At 52.0% G+C, this 20,869-nt stretch carries 21 protein-coding genes and 2 tRNA genes; 15 read left to right on the forward strand and 8 right to left on the reverse strand.

What is annotated here, in order from left to right; all coding sequences use genetic code 11:
• Positions 1-103: 103 nt before the first annotated feature.
• Genes KWG64_RS06485 through KWG64_RS06495 form a run of 3 tightly spaced genes read left to right on the forward strand, consistent with a single transcriptional unit; the run spans position 104 to position 3,778 of the window.
• Positions 104-1,114, forward strand: a complete 1,011-nt coding sequence (locus tag KWG64_RS06485; protein WP_218521317.1) for an iron ABC transporter substrate-binding protein — start codon at positions 104-106, stop codon at positions 1,112-1,114.
• 37 nt (positions 1,115-1,151) lie between these two features.
• Positions 1,152-2,735 carry an iron ABC transporter permease gene (locus tag KWG64_RS06490; protein WP_218521318.1) on the forward strand — a complete coding sequence of 528 codons (1,584 nt, stop codon included), beginning with the start codon at positions 1,152-1,154 and terminating at the stop codon, positions 2,733-2,735.
• A complete protein-coding gene (locus tag KWG64_RS06495; protein ID WP_218521319.1) occupies positions 2,732-3,778 on the forward strand; it encodes an ABC transporter ATP-binding protein in 1,047 nt (348 codons plus the stop codon). Before KWG64_RS06490 ends, KWG64_RS06495 begins: the two co-directional genes overlap by 4 nt.
• A gap of 128 nt (positions 3,779-3,906) precedes the next feature.
• Here KWG64_RS06495 and KWG64_RS06500 read toward each other — a convergent pair.
• Positions 3,907-3,994, reverse strand: a tRNA-Ser gene (locus KWG64_RS06500).
• A gap of 183 nt (positions 3,995-4,177) precedes the next feature.
• Positions 4,178-4,265, reverse strand: a tRNA-Ser gene (locus tag KWG64_RS06505).
• 260 nt (positions 4,266-4,525) lie between these two features.
• Between KWG64_RS06505 and yccA the strand changes: the two genes are divergently transcribed.
• Both yccA and tusE read left to right on the forward strand, forming a co-directional pair.
• Entirely contained in the window at positions 4,526-5,188 is a 663-nt protein-coding gene (gene yccA / locus KWG64_RS06510) for an FtsH protease modulator YccA (protein WP_152324118.1), read from the forward strand.
• Positions 5,189-5,295: 107 nt separating this feature from the next.
• Positions 5,296-5,625, forward strand: coding sequence for a sulfurtransferase TusE (gene tusE, locus KWG64_RS06515; RefSeq protein ID WP_195824419.1), 330 nt, complete (start codon positions 5,296-5,298; stop codon positions 5,623-5,625).
• A gap of 3 nt (positions 5,626-5,628) precedes the next feature.
• On the opposite strand, the gene yccX is transcribed toward tusE, so the two are convergent.
• Positions 5,629-5,907, reverse strand: coding sequence for an acylphosphatase (yccX, locus tag KWG64_RS06520; RefSeq protein ID WP_101075882.1), 279 nt, complete (start codon positions 5,905-5,907; stop codon positions 5,629-5,631).
• A gap of 99 nt (positions 5,908-6,006) precedes the next feature.
• On the opposite strand from yccX, the gene rlmI reads away from it, so the two are divergent.
• Together rlmI and hspQ are read left to right on the forward strand one after the other, a co-directional pair.
• A complete protein-coding gene (gene rlmI / locus KWG64_RS06525) occupies positions 6,007-7,200 on the forward strand; it encodes a 23S rRNA (cytosine(1962)-C(5))-methyltransferase RlmI (RefSeq protein WP_218521320.1) in 1,194 nt (397 codons plus the stop codon).
• Positions 7,201-7,325: 125 nt separating this feature from the next.
• Entirely contained in the window at positions 7,326-7,643 is a 318-nt protein-coding gene (gene hspQ / locus KWG64_RS06530) for a heat shock protein HspQ (RefSeq protein WP_104921500.1), read from the forward strand.
• 74 nt (positions 7,644-7,717) lie between these two features.
• On the opposite strand, the gene KWG64_RS06535 is transcribed toward hspQ, so the two are convergent.
• Complete coding sequence (locus KWG64_RS06535; protein WP_152324122.1) at positions 7,718-8,131, reverse strand: CoA-binding protein; 414 nt, start codon at positions 8,129-8,131, stop codon at positions 7,718-7,720.
• 190 nt (positions 8,132-8,321) lie between these two features.
• On the opposite strand from KWG64_RS06535, the gene KWG64_RS06540 reads away from it, so the two are divergent.
• A complete protein-coding gene (locus tag KWG64_RS06540; RefSeq protein ID WP_195812764.1) occupies positions 8,322-8,981 on the forward strand; it encodes a DUF2057 family protein in 660 nt (219 codons plus the stop codon).
• 118 nt (positions 8,982-9,099) lie between these two features.
• Positions 9,100-9,561, forward strand: a complete 462-nt coding sequence (locus KWG64_RS06545) for a methylglyoxal synthase (RefSeq protein ID WP_152324124.1) — start codon at positions 9,100-9,102, stop codon at positions 9,559-9,561.
• 68 nt (positions 9,562-9,629) lie between these two features.
• Here the strand turns inward: KWG64_RS06545 and helD are convergent, their stop codons facing one another.
• A complete protein-coding gene (gene helD, locus KWG64_RS06550) occupies positions 9,630-11,684 on the reverse strand; it encodes a DNA helicase IV (RefSeq protein WP_218521321.1) in 2,055 nt (684 codons plus the stop codon).
• A 194-nt stretch (positions 11,685-11,878) separates the two neighbouring features.
• Here helD and KWG64_RS06555 point away from each other — a divergent pair, with 194 nt between their 5' ends.
• Together KWG64_RS06555 and yccS are read left to right on the forward strand one after the other, a co-directional pair.
• On the forward strand, positions 11,879-12,340 hold the full coding sequence (locus tag KWG64_RS06555; RefSeq protein ID WP_165058060.1) for a YccF domain-containing protein: 462 nt from the start codon (positions 11,879-11,881) through the stop codon (positions 12,338-12,340).
• A 35-nt stretch (positions 12,341-12,375) separates the two neighbouring features.
• Positions 12,376-14,517: a YccS family putative transporter gene (gene yccS, locus KWG64_RS06560; RefSeq protein ID WP_218521322.1), complete on the forward strand. Its 2,142-nt coding sequence runs from the start codon at positions 12,376-12,378 to the stop codon at positions 14,515-14,517.
• 24 nt (positions 14,518-14,541) lie between these two features.
• Here the strand turns inward: yccS and KWG64_RS06565 are convergent, their stop codons facing one another.
• On the reverse strand, positions 14,542-15,174 hold the full coding sequence (locus tag KWG64_RS06565; protein ID WP_218521323.1) for a TfoX/Sxy family DNA transformation protein: 633 nt from the start codon (positions 15,172-15,174) through the stop codon (positions 14,542-14,544).
• A 217-nt stretch (positions 15,175-15,391) separates the two neighbouring features.
• Here KWG64_RS06565 and sulA point away from each other — a divergent pair, with 217 nt between their 5' ends.
• Together sulA and ompA are read left to right on the forward strand one after the other, a co-directional pair.
• Positions 15,392-15,898, forward strand: coding sequence for an SOS-induced cell division inhibitor SulA (gene sulA / locus KWG64_RS06570; protein WP_218521324.1), 507 nt, complete (start codon positions 15,392-15,394; stop codon positions 15,896-15,898).
• Positions 15,899-16,253: 355 nt separating this feature from the next.
• Positions 16,254-17,327 (forward strand): porin OmpA, encoded by a 1,074-nt coding sequence (ompA, locus tag KWG64_RS06575; RefSeq protein ID WP_152324706.1) that lies wholly within the window; start codon positions 16,254-16,256, stop codon positions 17,325-17,327.
• 121 nt (positions 17,328-17,448) lie between these two features.
• Here the strand turns inward: ompA and matP are convergent, their stop codons facing one another.
• Positions 17,449-17,907, reverse strand: coding sequence for a macrodomain Ter protein MatP (matP, locus tag KWG64_RS06580; RefSeq protein ID WP_195812770.1), 459 nt, complete (start codon positions 17,905-17,907; stop codon positions 17,449-17,451).
• A gap of 210 nt (positions 17,908-18,117) precedes the next feature.
• Between matP and KWG64_RS06585 the strand changes: the two genes are divergently transcribed.
• Together KWG64_RS06585 and fabA are read left to right on the forward strand one after the other, a co-directional pair.
• Positions 18,118-19,884, forward strand: a complete 1,767-nt coding sequence (locus KWG64_RS06585) for a Lon protease family protein (RefSeq protein ID WP_218521325.1) — start codon at positions 18,118-18,120, stop codon at positions 19,882-19,884.
• A 68-nt stretch (positions 19,885-19,952) separates the two neighbouring features.
• Entirely contained in the window at positions 19,953-20,471 is a 519-nt protein-coding gene (fabA, locus tag KWG64_RS06590) for a bifunctional 3-hydroxydecanoyl-ACP dehydratase/trans-2-decenoyl-ACP isomerase (protein WP_013574872.1), read from the forward strand.
• A gap of 144 nt (positions 20,472-20,615) precedes the next feature.
• Here fabA and rmf read toward each other — a convergent pair whose 3' ends face one another.
• Positions 20,616-20,783 (reverse strand): ribosome modulation factor, encoded by a 168-nt coding sequence (gene rmf, locus KWG64_RS06595; protein WP_013574871.1) that lies wholly within the window; start codon positions 20,781-20,783, stop codon positions 20,616-20,618.
• Positions 20,784-20,869 lie beyond the last annotated feature (86 nt).

Consider the following 20,869-nt stretch of genomic DNA (forward strand, 5'->3'; position numbering starts at 1 on the left):
CAATTTCAGAATGGTTTGCAGTGTAACTTTTTGCATATTCACGCTTTGCACATGTAGTGACGTCGTTATCTTCTTCTTTTTTTTCTTTCTAAAGGATTTTCTTATGAAGTTACGTTTTTCTTCACTCGGGCCAGTCGCTTTACTCGCTTCCTCGCTGATGCTGGCTTTCACTGCCCACGCCGCCGACGAAGGCATCGTCATTTACAACGCTCAGCACGAAAATCTGGTGCAATCCTGGGTCGACGGATTCACCAAAGACACCGGTATCAAAGTCACGCTGCGTAACGGCGGCGACAGCGAACTCGGCAACCAGCTGGTGCAGGAAGGCAGCGCCTCTCCGGCCGACGTGTTTCTGACCGAGAACTCACCGGCAATGGTACTGGTGGATAAAGCCAAATTGTTCGCCCCGCTCGATTCCGCCACTCAGCAACAGGTGGACTCCGCTTACCGCCCGGCGCACGGCCGCTGGATTGGTATCGCCGCCCGCACTACCGTTTTTGTCTATAACCCGGAAAAAATCAGCGAAGCACAGTTACCAAAATCACTGATGGATCTGGCAAAACCGGAATGGAAAGGCCGCTGGGCGGCTTCACCTTCCGGCGCGGATTTCCAGGCCATCGTGAGCGCATTGCTGGAGCTGAAAGGCGAAAAAGCCACGCTGGAATGGCTGAAAGCGATGAAAACCAATTTCACCGCCTATAAAGGCAACAGCACCGTAATGAAAGCCGTGAACGCCGGGCAGATCGACGGCGGGATCATCTATCACTACTACCGCTTTGTGGATCAGGCCAAAACCGGTGAAAACAGCAAAAATACGCAGCTGTATTACTTCAAACATAAAGATCCGGGCGCGTTTGTGAGCATCTCCGGCGGCGGCGTTCTGGCTTCCAGCAAGCATCAGAAAGAAGCGCAGGAATTTGTTAAGTGGATCACCGGCAAGCAAGGGCAGGAAATTCTGCGCACTAACGATGCATTTGAATATGCCGTTGGCGTAAACGCCGCGTCTAACCCGAAACTGGTTCCGCTCAAAGATCTGGATGCGCCGAAAGTCGATGCGTCTAAGCTGAACAGCAAGAAAGTGGTCGATTTAATGACTCAAGCCGGTCTGCTGTAACAGCAGTAATTTTCACGAGCAGCGTGCCTTAATCATCATGTCGAATATGAGTCTCGAAGGTGTCCGCGCCAGATGGCGTATCCGCCGCAACGGTTCCTCCCGCCGGGCAGGAACCGGAATTGTGCTGGCGGCGGTGCTGCTGTCCCTGCTGTCTTTGCTGCCGCTGGAATTTGTGGTTGGTATTACCCTCGATACCGGCTGGCAAACGGTTAAGGCACTGGTTTTTCGCCCGCGGGTGGTCGAATTACTGACCAATACCGTGCTGCTCGTGGTCATCACGCTGCCGCTTTGCGCCGTCACCGGCATTGGGCTGGCGTGGCTGACTGAAAGAACCCGTATGCCCGGCCGCCGGATCTGGTCTTTACTGGCTACCGCGCCGCTGGCCGTTCCGGCTTTTGTACAAAGCTACGCCTGGATTAGCCTGGTTCCGTCAATGCACGGGCTGGGCGCAGGCGTATTTATCTCCCTGATTGCTTATTTCCCCTTTATCTATTTGCCCGCGGCGGCGGTTTTACGACGGCTCGATCCCGGGCTGGAAGATGCCGCAGCGTCATCCGGTTCACCACCCGTCGCGGTTTTTTTTCGTGTGATCCTCCCGCAGCTGAAACTGGCCGTCTGGGGCGGTTCGCTGCTGATTGCCCTGCACCTGCTGGCGGAATACGGCCTTTACGCGATGATCCGCTTTGATACGTTTACAACCGCGATCTTCGATCAGTTTCAGTCCACCTTTAACGGCCCCGCCGCCAATATGCTGGCCGGTGTGCTGGCGCTGTGCTGCCTTGCCGTTTTGCTGGTGGAAACCGCCAGCCGCGGGAAAACGCGCTACGCCCGCGTCGGCTCCGGCAGCGCCAGACGCCAGACTTTGCGCCCGATGAGCGCCGGTATGACTGCACTGAGTTTATGCCTGCCTGTCCTGCTGACCGCCCTTTCGCTCGGCGTTCCCCTTGTTACGCTGGCGCGCTGGCTTTATCTTGGCGGCACCGATGTCTGGCTTAACCCGCAACTGTGGCCCGCGTTAAAACAAACGCTGCTGTACGCGCTGGCCGGTGCGGCAATCACCACGGTCTGCGCGGTGCCGATGGCCTGGATTTCGGTGCGTTATCCGGGGCGGTTATACCGCTTTCTGGAAAGCTGCAATTACATCACCAGTTCCCTGCCCGGTATTGTCGTTGCGCTGGCGCTGGTCACTATTACCATCCGCATTGCACGCCCGCTTTATCAGACGGAAATCACGATTTTGTTCGCCTATCTGCTGATGTTTATGCCGCGAGCATTAATCAATCTTCGGGCGGGGATCGCCCAGGCACCGGTTGAACTGGAAAACGCCGCCCGAAGTCTAGGGCGCTCTCCTTTTCAGGCATTGTGGAGCACGACGATGCGCCTTGCCGCGCCGGGTGCCGCCGCCGGTGCGGCGCTGGTTTTCCTTGCAGTCACCAATGAGCTGACCGCGACATTATTGCTGGCACCCAACGGCACTCGCACGCTGGCGACGGCGTTCTGGGCGCTGACCAGTGAAATTGATTATGTTGCGGCCTCGCCTTATGCGCTGCTAATCGTTTTGCTGTCGCTGCCGCTGACCTGGATCCTTTATTCACAATCTCAACGTAAGGCCGGACTATGAGTACGCTCGAACTGCGTGGAATCAGCAAATCTTACACGGGCGTCAAAGTCCTGGAGAATATCGACCTGCGCGTCACCCCGGGCAGCCGGACGGCGATTGTCGGCCCTTCCGGCTCAGGAAAAACCACGTTACTGCGCATTATCGCCGGGTTTGAAAATCCCGATCACGGCAAAGTTTTTTTGCAGGGAAATCTGCTGCACGGCACCGGATTACACGTGCCCGCGCATAAAAGAGGTATCGGATTTGTTCCGCAGGATGGCGCGCTGTTTCCGCATTTCACGGTTGCCGGGAACATTGCGTACGGACTGACGGGGGGAAAACGTGAGAAACAAACCCGCATCGACGAGCTGATGGACATGGTGGCGCTGGACCGGCGTCTGGCTGCACTCTGGCCGCACGAACTTTCCGGGGGTCAGCAACAACGCGTGGCGCTGGCACGGGCGCTGGCGCAAAAGCCGGTACTGATGTTACTCGATGAACCGTTCTCGGCACTCGACACCGCCCTGCGCGCATCAACGCGAAAAGCAGTGGCGGAATTGCTGGCGGAAACGCGCATCGCATCCGTTTTGGTGACGCACGATCAGACTGAAGCGCTGTCATTTGCCGATCAGGTTGCGGTCATGCGAAATGGCAAACTGGCGCATGTCGGCGCGCCGCAGGAATTATATCTGCGTCCGGCAGACGAGCTGACTGCCACATTTTTAGGGGAAACGTTACTGCTGGACGCACGCCTTGAACGCGGCCGGGCGCACTGCGCGCTGGGAAATATCGCGGTGGATAATGCTTTCCGGACAGGCAACGCCCGCATCATGCTGCGCCCTGAGCAAATCCGCATTACGCCCGCAGAAAAACTGACCGGCGCGGCGCACTGTCTGGCAAAAGTGGTCAGCATTGATTTTGCCGGATTCATCTCGACGCTCAGCCTTGAGCTTACTGACAGCAAGCAGATACTCGATATCAGGATGGTCAGCCAGAGGAATATTTCAGTGGGATCCGCAGTAGATATCTGCGTGGAAGGCCATGCGCACGTTTTCCTACCGTAGTTTTTAGCCCTTTTATTCAGCCACTGCGGGCGTTTCGTGCCCGCACAACAGCACGTCTTCGCGCAAACTCCCGAATTTCAGACACAAAAAAAGCCGCTAATTGCTTAGCAGCTTTAATGTGTTGTTTATGGCGGAGGAGGAGAGATTCGAACTCTCGAATGGTTTCCCATCGCCGGTTTTCAAGACCGGTGCCTTCAGCCGCTCGGCCACCCCTCCGTAAACAACAAGTACTTTGCGACATCAGTCGTTCAGTACGGGGCGTAGTATACAAGACCGGAAAAAAGATGCAAACATTATTTTCAGTCTATTTTGTTGATTTAATGAGCATTTAAATCAGCTTCACAAATTTCAGACACAAAAAAAGCCGCTAATTTCTTAGCAGCTTTCTTGTGTTGTATATGGCGGAGGAGAAGAGATTCGAACTCTTGAATGGTTTCCCATCGCCGGTTTTCAAGACCGGTGCCTTCAGCCGCTCGGCCACCCCTCCGCAACGAAGCGAACTATAAACATAGCCGATCGGGTTGTAAAGCCTGATTGCATTCAATTGCCTGAAAAACAGGCATTCGGTTCTCAAGCGGCGATTTAAGCATCATTACGGCGATTTTGGCATCAGGAAACCCCGTCTAGCGGCGCTTAGGGAGGTAAAGAAGGGTAAAACGTCTTTAATGACGTCACGCAACTACTTACACTCCAGTCTGACTGTATTTTCACCGACTCCAACGTTTTGTTAAAAGTGAGAATTTTATTATGGATCGTTACGCTGCCTCTACGTCATCACGCGCAGGCTCGTTGTTAAGCACACACCGGGTGTTGCGTAATACTTATTTCCTGTTAGCACTGACGCTCGGCGTTTCGGCGATCACTGCGACGGCGAGTACAGTTCTCCGCTTACCTGCACCAGGCTTCCTGCTGACTATCGTCGGTTTCTATGGCCTGATGTTCCTGACTTACCGCACGGCGAACAGCCCGGCGGGTATTTTGTCAGCCTTCGCGCTGACCGGTTTCATGGGCTACACGCTCGGACCGTTGCTGAGTTCCCTGCTTTCCGTGGGTGCCGGTGACATTATTATGCTGGCGCTTGGCGGTACGGCTCTGGTCTTCTTCTGTTGTTCGGCTTACGTGCTGACCACGCGAAAAGACATGTCGTTCCTGTCGGGCATGATGATGGCGGGCTTTGTCGTGCTGCTGGTCGCGGTTATCGCGAACCTGTTCCTGCAAATTCCGGCGCTGTCACTAGCGATCAGTTGCCTGTTTATTCTGTTCTCAGCGGGCGCGATCCTGTGGGAGACCAGTAATATTATTCACGGCGGCGAAACCAACTATATTCGCGCCACGGTCAGCCTGTATGTGTCGCTCTACAACGTGTTTGTCAGCCTGCTGAGCATTCTCGGGATGTCATCACGTAACTGATTACACACGTAATCCGTTCCAGCCCCGCCACCGTGCGGGGCTTTTTATTTTGTCAGACGGGGCTTTTTGCTAAACTGTCGGCTGCATTTTTACAGGTCAGAGGTTGTATGCTGGAGTTTGACGGTCAGGTAATAGAAACCGACGCTCAGGGTTACCTGAAAAACAGTAATGACTGGCAGGAAGGCATGGCGCCGCTGCTGGCAGAAGAAGAAGGCATTCTGCTTACCGATGCGCACTGGGAAGTGGTGCGTTTCGTGCGCGAGTTTTATCTCGAATTCAATACATCACCGGCCGTGCGCATGCTGGTGAAAGCGATGGCCCGGAAATACGGTGAAGAGAAAGGCAACAGCCGCTATCTATTCAGGCTGTTCCCGAAAGGCCCGGCCAAACAGGCGACCAAAATCGCAGGCCTGCCAAAACCGGTAAAATGCCTGTAATGCTCAGTATTTGATTTTGAAATCGGTGTAATGACCGGGAGCGGCGGGCTCACTCAGCACACGATCAACCCGCGCATGTTTCGGGCCGCCCTGTTTCAGCCAGGCTAGCAGCTGATCCACTTTCTCCTGTTCGCCGCACGCCACCACTTCGACGCTGCCGTCATCAAGATTTTTTGCATAACCGGTCAGCCCTAATCCGGTAGCCTGATGTTGTGTCGCAAAACGAAAACCGACACCCTGCACCATGCCGTAGACATAGGCGGCTATACTGACTTTTGCCATAATATTTCTCTCCGTTAGCGGTATGGTTCGTTGCAATTTCACCTGCATGACCGGACAATGTCGCTCTTTTTTGTCTCCGAACCGACAGAACCTAATTTTATGACTGCACGTTTAATTCTGGCCAAAGGCCGCGAAAAATCACTTTTACGCCGCCACCCGTGGGTGTTTTCCGGCGCTGTTCAGCGCGTCGAGGGTAAAGCCAATTCCGGCGACACTATTGATATTGTAGACAGTCAGGGGAAATGGCTGGCGCGCGGTGCTTATTCACCGTCATCCCAGATCCGTGCCCGTGTCTGGACTTTCAAGCAAGATGAAGATATCGATATTGATTTCTTCATCCGCCGTTTACAGCAGGCGCAAAGCTGGCGTGATTATATCGCCAAACGCGACGGGCTGGACGGTTACCGCCTGATTGCCGGTGAATCCGACTGTCTGCCGGGCATCACCATTGACCGCTTCCAGAATTTCCTGGTGCTGCAATTGCTGTCTGCCGGTGCTGAATACCAGCGTGCGCCGTTGATTGCCGCCTTACAACACTGCTATCCGGAATGCGCAATCTGGGATCGTTCCGACGTTGCGGTGCGTAAAAAAGAAGGTCTGGAACTGGTTCAGGGCCATGTTGTCGGTGAAGAACCGCCTGCCCTGCTGCCGATTCAGGAACACGGCATGAGCCTGCTGGTTGATATCAAAGAAGGCCATAAAACCGGTTTCTATCTTGATCAGCGTGACAGCCGCTTTGCTGCACGCAGCTACGCCGCAGGCCGCAATGTACTGAACTGTTTCTCCTACACCGGCGCGTTCGCCGTGTCTGCGCTGATGGGCGGCTGCACCAAAGTCACCAACGTGGACACCTCTCAGGCCGCGCTGGACGTTGCGCGTCAGAACGTTGAGCTGAACAAACTGGATCTGTCGAAAGCCGAATTCGTCCGCGAAGACGTTTTCCAGCTGCTGCGTAAATACCGCGCGGAAGGCCAGCAGTTCGACATGATTGTGATGGATCCGCCGAAATTTGTTGAGAACAAAAACCAGCTGGCGAGCGCCTGTCGTGGCTACAAAGATATCAATATGCTGGCGATTCAGCTGCTGCGTCCGGGCGGAATTCTGCTGAGCTTCTCCTGTTCCGGCCTGCTGCCAACCGATTTGTTCCAGAAAATCCTCGCTGACGCCGCACTGGATGCCGGTCGCGAAATTCAGTTCGTGGAGCAATTCCGTCAGGCTGCCGATCACCCGGTGACCGGCGCATATCCGGAAGGTTTATACCTGAAAGGCTTTGCCTGTCTGGTGATGAATTAATCCGATGATCACGACGTGCTGTTCCGGCAGCGCGTCGCAGAATTTTTAGCAGATTAAGCGGTCAAAACTTGAAATAGCACATTTTATCTCCATATAGAGATTAATGATGATTTTGGGAGATGACTATGATTGCCAGCAAGTACGGTATCGGCCAGCAAGTTCGCCACAGACTGTTAGGCTATTTAGGCGTGGTAATTGACGTCGACGCGGAATATTCACTCGAAAAACCCGGCGTCGATGACGTTGCCGCTGACGATTCAATGCGTGCCGCGCCCTGGTATCACGTGGTAATGGAAGATGAAGAAGGCCAGCCGGTTCACACGTATCTGGCAGAAATTCAGATTGACCATGAAGCTGCCCGTTCGCACCCGGAACAAACGTCTCTGGATGACCTGGCTGCTTCTATCCGCAGTCAGTTACAGGCACCGCGTCTGCGCAACTGATCGTGCCGCGCACGCATAATGAAAAACCGGCTATTTGGGCCGGTTTTTTTTCGTCTTATCACTACTTGAGACGGTTACTTTTCCATGCCCAGACGTGGGATTTCAATTTTCGGACAGCGATCCATCACCACTTTAAGCCCGCCATCTTTTGCCAGCACAGCGGCCTGTTCGTTGATTACGCCCAGTTGCAGCCACAGCACTTTTGCTTTAATTGCGATGGCTTCCTGCGCTACACCGTAAGCGGCTTCCGCGTTACGGAAAACATCGACCATATCCACCGGTTCTGCGATTTCAGCCAGCGATCCCACCGCTTTTTGCCCCAGCAGTTCCTGCCCTGCCAGTTTCGGACTGACCGGAATGACCTTATATCCCTGAGAAAGCAGATAGGCCATGACGCCATAACTCGGGCGGCCAGGATTGTCGCTGGCCCCCACCAGAGCGATCGTTTTTACGTCCTCAAGAATTTTGCGAATATCATTGTCTTGCACGGGGTTATCTCCTTTTGACCAGTCTCCGCTAAGTGTAACGCAGCCTGACCGTTTCGACAGGGCCTGGCGCAAAAAGGATCGGTGTGCGGAATTGCCTTATGTGAAATTAAAACATTTTGTAAAACTTTGACACACAATCGCCGTTACTGAATAATGGAGGATGAGCAATGGTGTGTATGAGGAGAGAAGAATGAAAGTCTGTCGTGCGCTGGTCGCATTAGCGAGCTTCAGCCTGATGGCGTCAGCTTCTGCGACCTCACTCAAACTGTCTGCGGATGTGGATGTGCTGGTTATCGACGGCAAACAGATGTCTGGCGCGATCCTGAAAGGCGCAGACAGCCTTGAGCTGGATGGCGGGCAGCATCAGATTTTGTTTCAGGTCAGCAAAAATCTGCACCCTGCTGCCGCGCAAAACGCGCTGATTTATCACTCTCCGGCGCTGATTGTCACATTCAATGCCAAAGGAAGCCGCTCAGTTTCCTTCGTCCTGCCTTCACTGAGCAATGAAAAAGACACCGCCCAGTTCAGTCAGCAAATGAATTATCAGCTGGTGGATGATCAGGGAAAAACTCTGGTTACCCAACGCGATGTCCTGAGCCTCTTTAATCCGGGCAATACGGCTGCCGCTGAAAAGCTCATGATGACGTATAACTTATCCGGCGCACGCGCTGCCGTACCTTCTTTTGCCAGAGGGAATACCGACAGAAAATCGGCGCTGGCGAGTGATGTTCCTTCGCAAATTTCCATCGCTTATCTTCATCCGCTCTGGACGCGTCTGGCCGCCAATGCGGGTATCGAACAATTGTTGCTCTGGTTTAAATTGCCGGAAAAACAAGAACGCGCCTCGTAACTTAATCTGCATCACGCATTCTCTTTCTTAATGCCGAATTGTTCCCCCCGCGCTATGCAGTAAAACGGAGTTTCAGTATTCTGTGTTCCACTCTTACTTTCGCGTTGAAGGGAATTAGATGGAATACACGACCCGTACGATCGCCAAACAAAAACACATTGCCCTGGTCGCGCATGACCACTGCAAAAATACCCTGATGAAATGGGTGGATAAAAACGTTGCTGAACTGTCGCAACACGTTCTCTATGCCACTGGCACCACCGGGAATATGGTTCAGCGCAGCACCGGAATTACGGTAAAAAGTATGCTGAGTGGCCCGATGGGCGGTGACCAGCAGGTTGGCGCCCTGATTGCGGAAGGAAAAATTGATCTGCTGATTTTCCTGTGGGATCCGCTCAATGCCGTTCCTCACGACCCGGACGTGAAGGCCCTGCTGCGTCTGGCAACCGTGTGGAATATTCCGGTCGCCACCAATGTGGCAACGGCGGATTTCCTGATTGCCTCTCCGCTCTTCCAGTCAGAAGTGGATATTACTATCCCAGATTATCAGCGTTATTTATGGGCACGCCTGAAAGAGTGATACGCGCAACTGCGTATTTGTCATGCTTTCATTAACAAAACGCCCGGCATTGACCGGGCGTTTTGTTATCAGGGTTTTCTTTGCACCGGAACGCCGATATCTTCCAGCTGCTCCACAAAAATGGAAGGACGTGCTTTATCCTGCATTAACCAGACCTGATGCTTCGCGCGGGTCATCGCCACATACAGCAACCGCCGTTCCTCGGCATCCATGAAGTTTTCAGGTTCCGGTAATAAGACCTGCTCCAGCACCGATTCACGCGCCGGTGCCGGGAAGCCGTCGTTGCCTTCATGCAGCCCGACAATAATGACGTATTCCGCCTGCTGACCTTTACTGGCGTGGATCGTCATAAATTCAAGATTCAGCTTAGGCCAGCGGGTAACGGCCTTTTCCAGAATCTGTGGCCGTAAATGATGATAACGCGCCAGCACCAGAATTTTTTCATCGGCAGTGACATAGCCACTGAGCTTATCCAGCAGCTTTTCCAGCTGTTCGTCCGGCAAGATCACCACGTTTTTCTTATTGCCCTTCGTCAGGCTGTTCAGCGGTTTTTTTAGCTGATAAGGATTCTGCTGAACAAATTTATTGGCGATTTCACCGATGCGGTCGTTGAACCGGTAAGTGGTATCGAGCGCGCACTGGGCCCCTTCGCCAAAGTGTGTTGCAAAAGCGGTGGTCAGGGAAAGCTCTGCACCGCTGAAACGGTAAATCGCCTGCCAGTCATCGCCCACCGCAAACAGGCTGGTGCGTTTATTCAGCTTGCGCAATGCCGACAACAACAGCGCGCGCTGCGGGGAGATGTCCTGAAATTCATCGACGAGAATGTGTTTCCACGGGCTGACAAAGCGGCCTTTCTCCAGAATGTTCACAGCCTGATGAATTAGCCCGGAAAAATCCACCGCGCCCTCTTCTTTCAGCGCCGTTTTCCAGGCTTTCAGTAACGGAGCCATAAGGCGGATGCGCTTAGAAAACAGGTCTTTCACGTCTTCGTGTGCGCTCTCAATCATTTCGGCCTGGCTTCCGCCGTGCGTGCGCATCAGACTCAGCCAGCGTTCAAGACGGCTGCCCAGACGTTCGGCCAGCGATTTATTTTTCCAGTAATCCCCTTCCGGCACATCCCATTCAAGCTCATCGGTCATCCACTGCCGCCAGCCGCTGGCCTGCACTTTTTTGCCAGCGCATTGTTCCTGCCAGGTTTTGATAAGCAAGCTGCGGTGCGCTTTTGCATCAGTTTCCAGTTTGCTGATTTTTGGCGCTTTCTTGCTGCCTTCCTGAATAATCTGCAAAGCCAGCGCGTGGAACGTTTTGGCTTTGATCCCGTCGGTATGCAGACGTTCTTTTATACGCGTGTTCATTTCATCCGCAGCCTGACGTCCAAACGCCAGCAACAGAATTTGCTCCGGTACCGCTTCCTGACGGCGCAGCAACCAGCCTGCGCGCGCCACCAGCACCGAGGTTTTACCGCTGCCAGCACCGGCCAGCACCAGAACCGCATCTTCGCCATTCACCACCGCGCGACACTGACTTTCGTTTAGCGGAGAAACTTCGACGGTATCAAAGAAGTCCTGATTTTCCGCAATCACCCGGTCAGTCCAGGCCAGATTGCGTTTATCGACGCTGCGTTTTCCCTGCTCAAGCCAGCGTAAGCAGGTGTGATAATCTTCGCGGCAATTATCGAAATCATTGAGACGCCCGACGGGGACAGGAATGGCGGAAAATGCCCCGGTGATGTCTTTCTGGACGTCAGCCAGATCGGCGCTTTTAAACCACTTATCCTGTTCTTCAATGTGCGTAATTTTTTCAATTTGCCCGTGCAGAACGCCCGCGCTGACGCCACTCATCTCCTCACTCCAGGCCTGCCAGATTTTGAGAAGGTGCTGATAAAAACGCTGCGTTTCCTGCCACTCAGTGCCGTGCAGGCGGACAACTTTTGCCTCGGGCAATTCAAATTCAAGCTCGCCCCAGACAATGCCGCGTTTACAGCGGATCTGGATAAGCTGATTAAAAGGGATCAGGTAGTGATGTTTGTCGCCGCTGACTTCTACGCCTGCATTAAGCAGACGCACCCGGTTATAGGGATGCTGCGCCAGATGTTTCCCGAAAGAGGTCGATTTCAATTCCATATCATCACACCGTTTTTTCTCTTTAATTCCTGACGGAAAAGTAATATTTCTTATTTTACATGCAAGTCGTTTTAAGAGTTTACCTTTGATTTGCAGAGGCGATCCACATTCCAAAACAGGGTAGAATAAGACGGTGTTTCTTTTTAGTTAACCTGAAATTTTTCAACTTATTAATATCTTCGGGAAGAGTCGATATGCGCACTGTACTCAATATTCTTAACTTCGTTTTAGGCGGTTTCTTCACCACCCTCGCCTGGTTATTCGCTACGCTGGTGAGCATTGTGCTGATATTCACATTGCCGCTGACCCGCTCTTGCTGGGAAATCACCCGTCTTTCACTGATGCCTTTTGGCAACGAAGCGGTGCATGTTGACGAATTGTACCCGGAAAAACGCAGCGCGCTGATGTCCGGTGGCGGAACCCTGTTGAATATCTTCTGGTTTATTTTTTTCGGCTGGTGGTTATGCTTGTCACACATTTTGGCTGGCATCGCTCAATGTATCAGCATTATCGGTATTCCGGTGGGCATCGCGAACTTTAAAATCGCCGCCATCGCACTCTGGCCGGTAGGACGAAGAGTGGTCTCCGTCGAACTGGCAAAACAGGTTCGTGAAGCCAATGCCAGCCGTCAGCTAAAAAACGGACGCATTCGCTGATTTTTCATTTTTGAAGTTAACCGTGGGGTTTTTCCGTGCTTTCTATTGCACCGGGTTTGAGGCGTTATGCCTATAACAGCAATGTGCTTTACCACATCAGGATTTTCATTGCGCTGGCGGGTGCCGCCGCAATGCCCTGGTGGCTGGGTCAGATAACGCTGACCATTCCTCTGACGCTCGGTGTGGTGGCGGCTGCGCTGGCCGATCTGGACGATCGTCTGGCAGGCCGCTTACGCAATTTGCTCATCACTCTGGTCTGCTTTTTTATCGCTTCGGCGTCTATCGAACTGCTGTTTCCCTACCCCTGGTTATTCGCGCCCGGGCTGATGATTTCAACCTGCGGTTTTATCCTGCTGGGCGCGCTTGGACAACGTTACGCCACTATTGCGTTCGGTGCGTTGCTCATAGCAATCTATACGATGCTCGGCACCAGTATGTATCACATCTGGTATCAGCAGCCTCTGATCCTGCTCGCCGGCGCCATCTGGTATAACCTGCTGACGCTGGCCGGGCATATTATTTTCCCTATCCGGCCGCTTCAGGATCAGATTTCCCGCTGTTTCACACAGCTCGCGGCTTATCTGGAAGCTAAAGCGACGCTTTTTGACCCTGATCAGGAAGACAATAATCAGCAGCTGGTGGAACTGGCCATGGCTAACGGCCAGCTGGTTTCTACGCTGAATCAGACCAAAAATACATTGCAAACCCGCCTGAAAGGCGACCGCGGACAGAAAGGTACGCGCCGGACCCTGCACTATTATTTTGTGGTGCAGGATATTCATGAGCGCGCCAGTTCGTCACATGTGAAATACCTCAAACTCAGCGAGCAGTTTCATCACAGCGATATCCTTTTCCGTTTCCAGCGTCTGATGAGTATGCAGGCCCGCGCCTGTTTGCAGCTTTCCCAGTGCATCCTGTATCGCCAGCAATATACGCATAACAGCCAGTTCGAGCGGGCGTTTTCCCGCCTTGAAGAAGCGCTGAAACGACTGGAGTCTCAGGGCGAACACAAGGAAATGCTCCAGGCACTGCGCCATCTTCTGAGAAATTTGCACGCGATTGACGCGCAACTGGCGAATATCGAATCAGAGCAATCATTACCGGAAAATCAGACAGGAAAAAGTCCGTTCGTCGACGATAAGCTCACCGGGCTGGATGATATCTGGCTGCGCATTTCCAGGCATTTCACGCCACAGTCCGTCCTGTTTCGTCATGCGGTGCGCATGTCGGTGGTGCTGTTTATCGGCTACGTATTCATACAGGTCAGCGGCCTGAACCACGGTTACTGGATTTTGCTGACCAGCCTGTTTGTCTGTCAGCCGAACTACAGCGCGACCCGCCGCAGGCTGGCGTTAAGGATCATCGGGACACTGGCCGGGATTGCGATCGGCATTCCGATTTTGTACTTCGTACCGTCGGTTGAAGGGCAAATGATCCTGATTGTGATCAGCGGATTATTGTTCTTTGCCTTCCGCACCGTGCAATACGCGCAGGCAACGATGTTCATCACCCTGCTGGTGTTGCTGTGCTTCAACTTGCTGGGCGAAGGTTTTGAGATTGCGATACCCCGAATCATCGATACGCTGATTGGCTGTGCAATTGCGTGGGCCGCCGTGACGTTCATCTGGCCGGACTGGAAATTCAGGCAGATTGATAGAGTCATCAGCAAAACGTTCGACGCAAACTGCCGGTATCTGGATGCGATATTAGTGCAATACCATCAGGGCAAAGATAACAGTCTGGATTACCGTCTGGCTCGCCGTGACGCACATAACTGCGATGCTGAACTGGCGTCGGTGGTTTCGAATATGAGTTCGGAGAAAAATAACGATCCTGCCACACTGGAAGCGGCGTTTCGCTTGTTGTGCCTGAATCACACCATGCTGAGCTATATTTCAGCGCTGGGGGCGCATCGTGAAAAACTCAGTGATACCGAAACCCTGAGACTGCTTGATGACGCGGTCTGCTGTGTTGACGGCGCATTGCACCATTTGCCTTCTGAAGCCGGGCGGATACAAAAAGCCCTCGAGCAACTGACGGCAAGGATCCAGATGCGGACGACAGATTCAGACAGTAAGGAACAACTTGTCTTGCAGCAAATCGGATTGCTGGTGGCCCATCTTCCAGAGCTCACCAGTCTTAACAGTAAAATTCTGCCCGTTCAGAGCCATGACTGACAGCCCGTACGGATCCGGTAAAACTTAATGCATTGTGTCGGATGGTTGTTCTTGCTGGTGGTTAAACCATTGAGTCAGTATTTCTCTGGAAGCCACCGGCAAAGCGGCCTCATGATATCCCAAAATGGCGCCCTCCAGCGCCATTAACAAGTTAATACCCAGACTCTTCTTTTTCATCGCGCAGAGTTTCAGGTAGGTCTTACACGCGCCTTGCGTACGCAGATCGCCCGAATTTGCTATCCCCACCTGCCAGAGCAACCGCTCCAGAGCCAGAGAAAGATTCGGTAAATCCTTAAGCCGCCCGGCTTCATTATTTTTGCGCAATTCGATTTCACGCAGCATTCCTTTAAGTGAATATTTGCCCAGCTTTCGCACAACGTCTGAATCTTCCCACTGCGAAGGATTCACCTTAAAATAACGTAACTTCACATCCATCCCGCGCTTACGATAAATCAATCTTTCCATTTTCTTCCGACAAAAATGTGCTTCCGTTTCAGCACTGGCTCGCAGATATAAATCGCCGTCTGAAACCAGTGCAAACATGGCTCCATTGGCAGATAAACTGAAGCCGCCAAACTGGGTTCGGGCACGCACATCCCCCAGAGAAGCAAAAATTTCCAGACACTCCAGCACTCTTTTTTTTGATTGATTTATCATTGCGTTATCCTTTTCATGTTCATTCCATATATCCCATGTAACTTACCTGTACAGCTAAAAGCAAAATACGCAATGTGGAGATAGGCAACAAACATAAAATGCAGCTGGAGTATTTTCCCTTCAAAATTTGCGAGATGTCTTGGAAAAAATTGGGTTGATCTTTGCTCATCGCCAGAGTACTGTACATTCATACAGTAACCTACTGGGGTATATCACTATGCGCACTCAACATCTTACAAATCATCATTTTAGTCAGTCTGCTTTGCCCGTCGCTCACACACAGGTAAATTCGTCTGCGTCCTTGAATAATGGTCTGATCACGGAGTTCGTTTATAGTGCGAGTCAGCCAGCATTAGCGCAGTTACTTCTGCCATTGCTTCAGCATTTGGGTATGCAATCCCGCTGGCTGTTGTGGCTCACGCCTCAGCAGAAACTGAGCCGCCACTGGTTATCCCAATCGGGTTTGCCGGTCGATAAAATGGTGCAGGTAAATCAGATCACCGCTATGTCGACAGTTGATGCAATGGAAAAAGCGTTGCTCACGGGGAATTACAGTGTTGTGCTTGGGTGGTTACCCGATTTGAATGATTCAGAAAGAGAAAGACTGCAAATTGCAGCACGTCAGGGAGGGTCCTACGGGTTCATTATGAAGCCAACAAATGAACAGAATTCAGCTAGTGGACATCACTCCACCGTAAAAATTCACTCTTCTGTGTACCATTAGTTCAAAATAGGAATGTTCCTACGAAAATAGTACGGAACTTAGTGATTTGTGCTGAAACCGGCCTCAAACCCAGTAAAAATGGGTATTCCGGCCTCAGATTATCTCCAGTTTTTGTCAACAATTAGTCAAAGCCGTTAAGAAATGTGTACGTTTTTCCCTTTTTTTCCACGGTGTTAACACTTCAAGCTTGTAAGTTTCGCGCCACGTTGTAGACTTTACAACGCCAAGGTTGCTCTATAATGCCAACGTAAAGTGGCAAGTTCTTAATTGAAGCAAGAATCTTGGCGTAAGGATTTTAACCAAGGGCTTAAAGCTTAAAGCTCAATTGCCTATTTGGATGATAACGAGGCGCAAAATGAAAAAGACAGCTATCGCATTAGCAGTGGCACTGGCAGGTTTCGCTACCGTAGCGCAAGCCGCCCCTAAAGATAACACCTGGTATACCGGTGGTAAATTGGGCTGGTCCCAATACCATGACACTGGTTTCGCAAATGCTTACGAAGGTATCGGCAACGGCCCTACCCACGATAGCCAACTGGGTGCAGGTGCGTTCTTGGGTTACCAAGCGAACCAATACCTGGGCTTTGAAATGGGATATGACTGGCTTGGCCGTATGCCTTACAAAGGCAGCGTAAACAACGGCGCGTTCAAAGCACAAGGCGTTCAGCTGGCTGCTAAACTGAGCTACCCACTGACTGACGATCTGGACTTGTACACCCGTCTGGGTGGTATGGTTTGGCGTGCAGACTCCAAAGGTAACTTCGGTGGTACTGGTGAGCGCGTAAGCGATCACGACACCGGTGTTTCTCCACTGGCAGCTGTTGGTGTTGAATACGCAGTGACCAAAAACTGGGCTACCCGTCTGGATTACCAGTGGGTTAATAACATCGGCGACGCGCAGACTGTTGGCGCACGTCCAGACAACGGCATGCTGTCTGTAGGTGTTTCTTACCGTTTCGGTCAGGATGATGTTGCAGCACCAGTTGTTGCACCAGCTCCAGCTCCAGCTCCAGTTGTGGAAACTAAGAAATTCACTCTGAAGTCTGACGTTCTGTTCAACTTCAACAAAGCAACTCTGAAACCAGAAGGCCAACAGGCTCTGGATCAGCTGTACAGCCAGTTGAGTTCAATCGATCCTAAAGACGGTTCAGTTATCGTTCTGGGTTACACCGACCGTATCGGTTCAGAACAATACAACCAGAAACTGTCTGAGCAACGTGCACAGAGCGTAGTGGATTACCTGGTATCTAAAGGTATCCCTGCGAACAAAATCTCTGCACAAGGTCAAGGTAAATCTAACCCAGTTACTGGTTCTACCTGTGACTCCGTTAAAGGCCGTGCTGCTCTGATCGACTGCCTGGCACCAGACCGTCGTGTAGAAATCGAAGTTAAAGGCTACAAAGATACTGTTACTCAGCCACAGGCTTAATAACACGCTTTAGCTTTAACGACAGATATTAAAAACCCCGCTTCGGCGGGGTTTTTTTATGCTTTGAATTCAGCGTTCGAATACAACAGGAGAAGGCTTTCAACCCGATATACAAAAAGGCTCAGAGATCTTGTTTACCGAGGATTTGCTGTAAGTCTTCTTTGAGCGAAGACATCTGGTTGGCGTATTTCTCTTTTCGTTCTGCGTCTTCAAGCAGTTGAATGATGGTGTCAGATAACGTTGCACCACGACGCTGTGCAAGGCCTGCCAGCCGCTGCCAGACGAGGAATTCTAAATCGATGGATTTCTTACGGGTATGTTGATGCTCAGCATTAAAATGACGTTTTCTGCGTGCACGGATAGTTTGTTTAAGCCGGTTTTCCAGCGCCGGATTCATGTTATTCACAATCCAGTCCGTGACCTTCACTGGCTCATTTTCCAGACTGAGAAGTTGGTTCACGGATTCCTGTGCGGCACTGTTTTCCAGATGACGGGTGATCCGCTCACCTTCCCGGTGTTTCTTCACCAGGTACTTCCATTTCCAACCGCTTTCAAGATTTTCCAGTTGCTGATATTTCATCGTGAACTCTTCGGTGACCCCGTAACTTTACTAAGCATAACAGCTTTATTTCAATTTTCACCCCAAATAAACCTGCATATATTGCCCATTTTTTGCGCACCTGGTCAGCAATGTGCACTAAGCCATGTTCAGTCGCGACTCTCATTGTATGCAGCCGGATTTATTCTTGTATAATCGCTCTTTCCCTTTTTATAGAAAACAGCTAACACATTGACCAATAACCGACTTGACTGGCAGCTTTTACTGCCTGACTCCGCGCCTTATGAGGCAATATTTGCAACGGCAGCCCAGTTAGCCCCTGTCGATTTCGCTGGAACACAGCCCCGGCTGGAAAATGGTTTAACGCTGTTTTGTCATCCCCGCTCCCGCCCTCGCTTTATGACGCTTAAGGCGCAGGAAAACCGTGAGTATCTGTCACGCATTGCTCAGGCGGTTAACGATCTGCTGCCTGAACCCAGTGAAGTGACTGGCAACCGCTATCATATCGAAGGCAGTAAGGTCACCCTGCTCGCGGCAAAATCAGCGGAAGATGCCTTTGCCGCGAAGTTCACCTGCCAGTATCGCGAGTGGCTTGAGCCGGAGCAGCTGTTTGGCTGTGTTCGTGTGCATAAAGATCTCATCCAGCTCGAACCTGGTCTGGTTCATCAGGTTAATGGCGGTGTTCTGGTGCTGTCTATCCGCACACTCATCGCTCAACCGCTGATGTGGCTTCGCCTGAAACAGATGATCACCGAAGGCATGTATCACTGGGTTTCCCCGGATGAAACCAAACCTTTACCGGTTACCATTCCCCCCATGCCACTGGATCTCCGTCTGATTCTGGTTGGCGACCGCCTATCTTTGGGCGATCTGAGTGACATGGAACCGGAGCTGATGGATTCTGCCATTTATGGCGAATTCGAAGCTGACCTGCCGCTGACAGAAGAAAGCGATATGGAAACCTGGTGCGGATATGTCAACACGCTGGCCGATGAGCTGGAAATTCCCCGCCTTGCTGCCGATGCATGGCCTGAATTCTTTAAGCTGGCAATCCGCCAGAGCACCGATCAGGGCAGTCTGACGCTCGATCCGGTCTGGCTGAACACGCAACTCAGTGAAGCTGCCCTCTATAATGAAGATGAGCTGCTGAGCGCCAAAGCACTGGAAGCCGCGTCCAGCGCACGTGCGTGGCGCGAGAGTTATCTTCAGGAGCGCATGCAGGATGAAATTGAGCTGGGCCAGATCCGCATCGAAACCGAAGGTGAAGTGGTCGGGCAAATTAACGGGCTGTCAGTACTGGAATACCCGGGACATCCGCGCGCGTTAGGTGAACCTTCGCGCATTAGTTGTGTCGTACACACCGGCGACGGCGAATTTACCGACGTTGAGCGCAAAGCAGAATTAGGCGGCAATCTTCATGCGAAAGGCATGATGATTATGCAGGCCTTCCTGATATCCGAGTTAGAACTCGACCAGCCTCTGCCCTTCTCCGCTTCGATTGTGTTTGAGCAGTCTTACGGTGAAGTGGACGGCGACAGCGCTTCCCTTGCTGAACTCTGTGCGCTGATCAGTGCGCTGTCGATGCAGCCGATTAACCAGCAAATTGCAGTGACCGGTTCTGTCGATCAGTTTGGGAATGTGCAACCTATTGGTGGCGTGAACGAAAAAATCGAAGGTTTCTTCGAGGTTTGTCAGCGTCGCGGTTTGACCGGTAAACAAGGGGTCATTCTGCCAACCAGCAACGTGCGTAATTTGTGCCTGCATCCGCAGGTGATTGACGCCGTTCGCGAAGGCCAGTTTCACTTATGGGCAGTTGATAGCGCAGACGAAGCGCTGCCTATCCTGACCGGACTGATTTACTCCAACGAAGGAGAAGCTGAAGAAGAGCGTGCGAGTTTGCTGGGATTAATTCAGCAGCGTATTGCGCTGGTCACGTCTCAGGGCGGCCCGCGCTATCCGTGGCCTCTTCGCTGGTTGAACTGGTTCAACCACAGCTGATCGGAGTTGTTCAGCTTACAGCTGTAAGCTAAGCTCCGCCCTTCAATAAAATAAGGCTTACATAGAACATGGTAGATAAACGCGATTCCTATACGAAAGAAGACCTCGTAGCTTCTGGCCGCAGTGAACTGTTCGGCGCAGGCGGCCCTCCATTACCATCAGGCAACATGCTGATGATGGACCGCATCGTGAAGATGCAGGAAGATGGCGGCACCCATGGCAAAGGCTATGTTGAAGCTGAATTAGATATCAATCCTGATCTGTGGTTCTTTGGTTGCCACTTCATCGGCGATCCGGTCATGCCGGGTTGTCTGGGTCTGGATGCAATGTGGCAGCTGGTAGGTTTCTATCTGGGCTGGCTCGGTGGCGAAGGCAAAGGCCGCGCACTGGGTGTAGGTGAAGTGAAATTCACCGGTCAGGTATTGCCGACGGCCAAACTTGTCACTTACCGCCTGAACTTCAAACGCGTGATCAACCGTAAACTGATCATGGGCGTTGCAGATGGCGAAGTTCTGGTTGATGGCGTAGTTATCTACACGGCAACGGATCTGAAAGTCGGCCTGTTCAAAGACGCTGCCGCGTTCTAAGAGCCTTTTCAGTTCGTACCAGACAAACGGTGAGCCCGGTGCTCGCCGTTTTTTTTTATGGTTTTTTGAGCAATATTGAGAGAACCCTAAACAAAAACCTCCGCGCGCAGCGGAGGTCGTTCCTTATTCTGACAGGGGAGCCGCTTAAGCGGTAACGGCCCTGTCCTCCATGGCTTGTCGCCAACCCCCGAGCCAGTGTGATCGGGCATCTAATGATTGGTACGGACAAATCTCCTTAGAGCGTCCGCCAATACCTGCTTGATATCCACGTGATTGTGCCCGTTCCAGGCGATCGCGTTTTTGTCTCTTCATGCCTTGTATCCCTCATTATTCAGGTCAGGTGGAAAGAAAACAGTGGTACGCTTCTGCGTCCACACCTAACAAATAGCTGCAATAGA

The sequence above is a fragment of the Rahnella sp. PD12R genome (genome assembly GCF_019200965.1).
Taxonomy (GTDB): Bacteria; Pseudomonadota; Gammaproteobacteria; order Enterobacterales; family Enterobacteriaceae; genus Rahnella; species Rahnella laticis.

Bases quoted from the DNA above. Each gene is read 5' to 3' on its own strand.
- tusE (WP_195824419.1), top strand. From the start codon at position 5,296: ATGCTGGAGTTTGACGGTCAGGTAATAGAAACCGACGCTCAGGGTTAC.
- hspQ (WP_104921500.1), top strand. From the start codon at position 7,326: ATGATTGCCAGCAAGTACGGTATCGGCCAGCAAGTTCGCCACAGACTG.
- matP (WP_195812770.1), bottom strand. From the start codon at position 17,907: ATGAAATATCAGCAACTGGAAAATCTTGAAAGCGGTTGGAAATGGAAG.
- KWG64_RS06485 (WP_218521317.1), top strand. From the start codon at position 104: ATGAAGTTACGTTTTTCTTCACTCGGGCCAGTCGCTTTACTCGCTTCC.
- KWG64_RS06565 (WP_218521323.1), bottom strand. From the start codon at position 15,174: ATGATAAATCAATCAAAAAAAAGAGTGCTGGAGTGTCTGGAAATTTTT.
- helD (WP_218521321.1), bottom strand. From the start codon at position 11,684: ATGGAATTGAAATCGACCTCTTTCGGGAAACATCTGGCGCAGCATCCC.
- yccA (WP_152324118.1), top strand. From the start codon at position 4,526: ATGGATCGTTACGCTGCCTCTACGTCATCACGCGCAGGCTCGTTGTTA.
- KWG64_RS06545 (WP_152324124.1), top strand. From the start codon at position 9,100: ATGGAATACACGACCCGTACGATCGCCAAACAAAAACACATTGCCCTG.
- fabA (WP_013574872.1), top strand. From the start codon at position 19,953: ATGGTAGATAAACGCGATTCCTATACGAAAGAAGACCTCGTAGCTTCT.
- KWG64_RS06540 (WP_195812764.1), top strand. From the start codon at position 8,322: ATGAAAGTCTGTCGTGCGCTGGTCGCATTAGCGAGCTTCAGCCTGATG.
- rlmI (WP_218521320.1), top strand. From the start codon at position 6,007: ATGACTGCACGTTTAATTCTGGCCAAAGGCCGCGAAAAATCACTTTTA.
- rmf (WP_013574871.1), bottom strand. From the start codon at position 20,783: ATGAAGAGACAAAAACGCGATCGCCTGGAACGGGCACAATCACGTGGA.
- yccX (WP_101075882.1), bottom strand. From the start codon at position 5,907: ATGGCAAAAGTCAGTATAGCCGCCTATGTCTACGGCATGGTGCAGGGT.
- sulA (WP_218521324.1), top strand. From the start codon at position 15,392: ATGCGCACTCAACATCTTACAAATCATCATTTTAGTCAGTCTGCTTTG.
- KWG64_RS06495 (WP_218521319.1), top strand. From the start codon at position 2,732: ATGAGTACGCTCGAACTGCGTGGAATCAGCAAATCTTACACGGGCGTC.
- ompA (WP_152324706.1), top strand. From the start codon at position 16,254: ATGAAAAAGACAGCTATCGCATTAGCAGTGGCACTGGCAGGTTTCGCT.
- KWG64_RS06555 (WP_165058060.1), top strand. From the start codon at position 11,879: ATGCGCACTGTACTCAATATTCTTAACTTCGTTTTAGGCGGTTTCTTC.
- KWG64_RS06490 (WP_218521318.1), top strand. From the start codon at position 1,152: ATGTCGAATATGAGTCTCGAAGGTGTCCGCGCCAGATGGCGTATCCGC.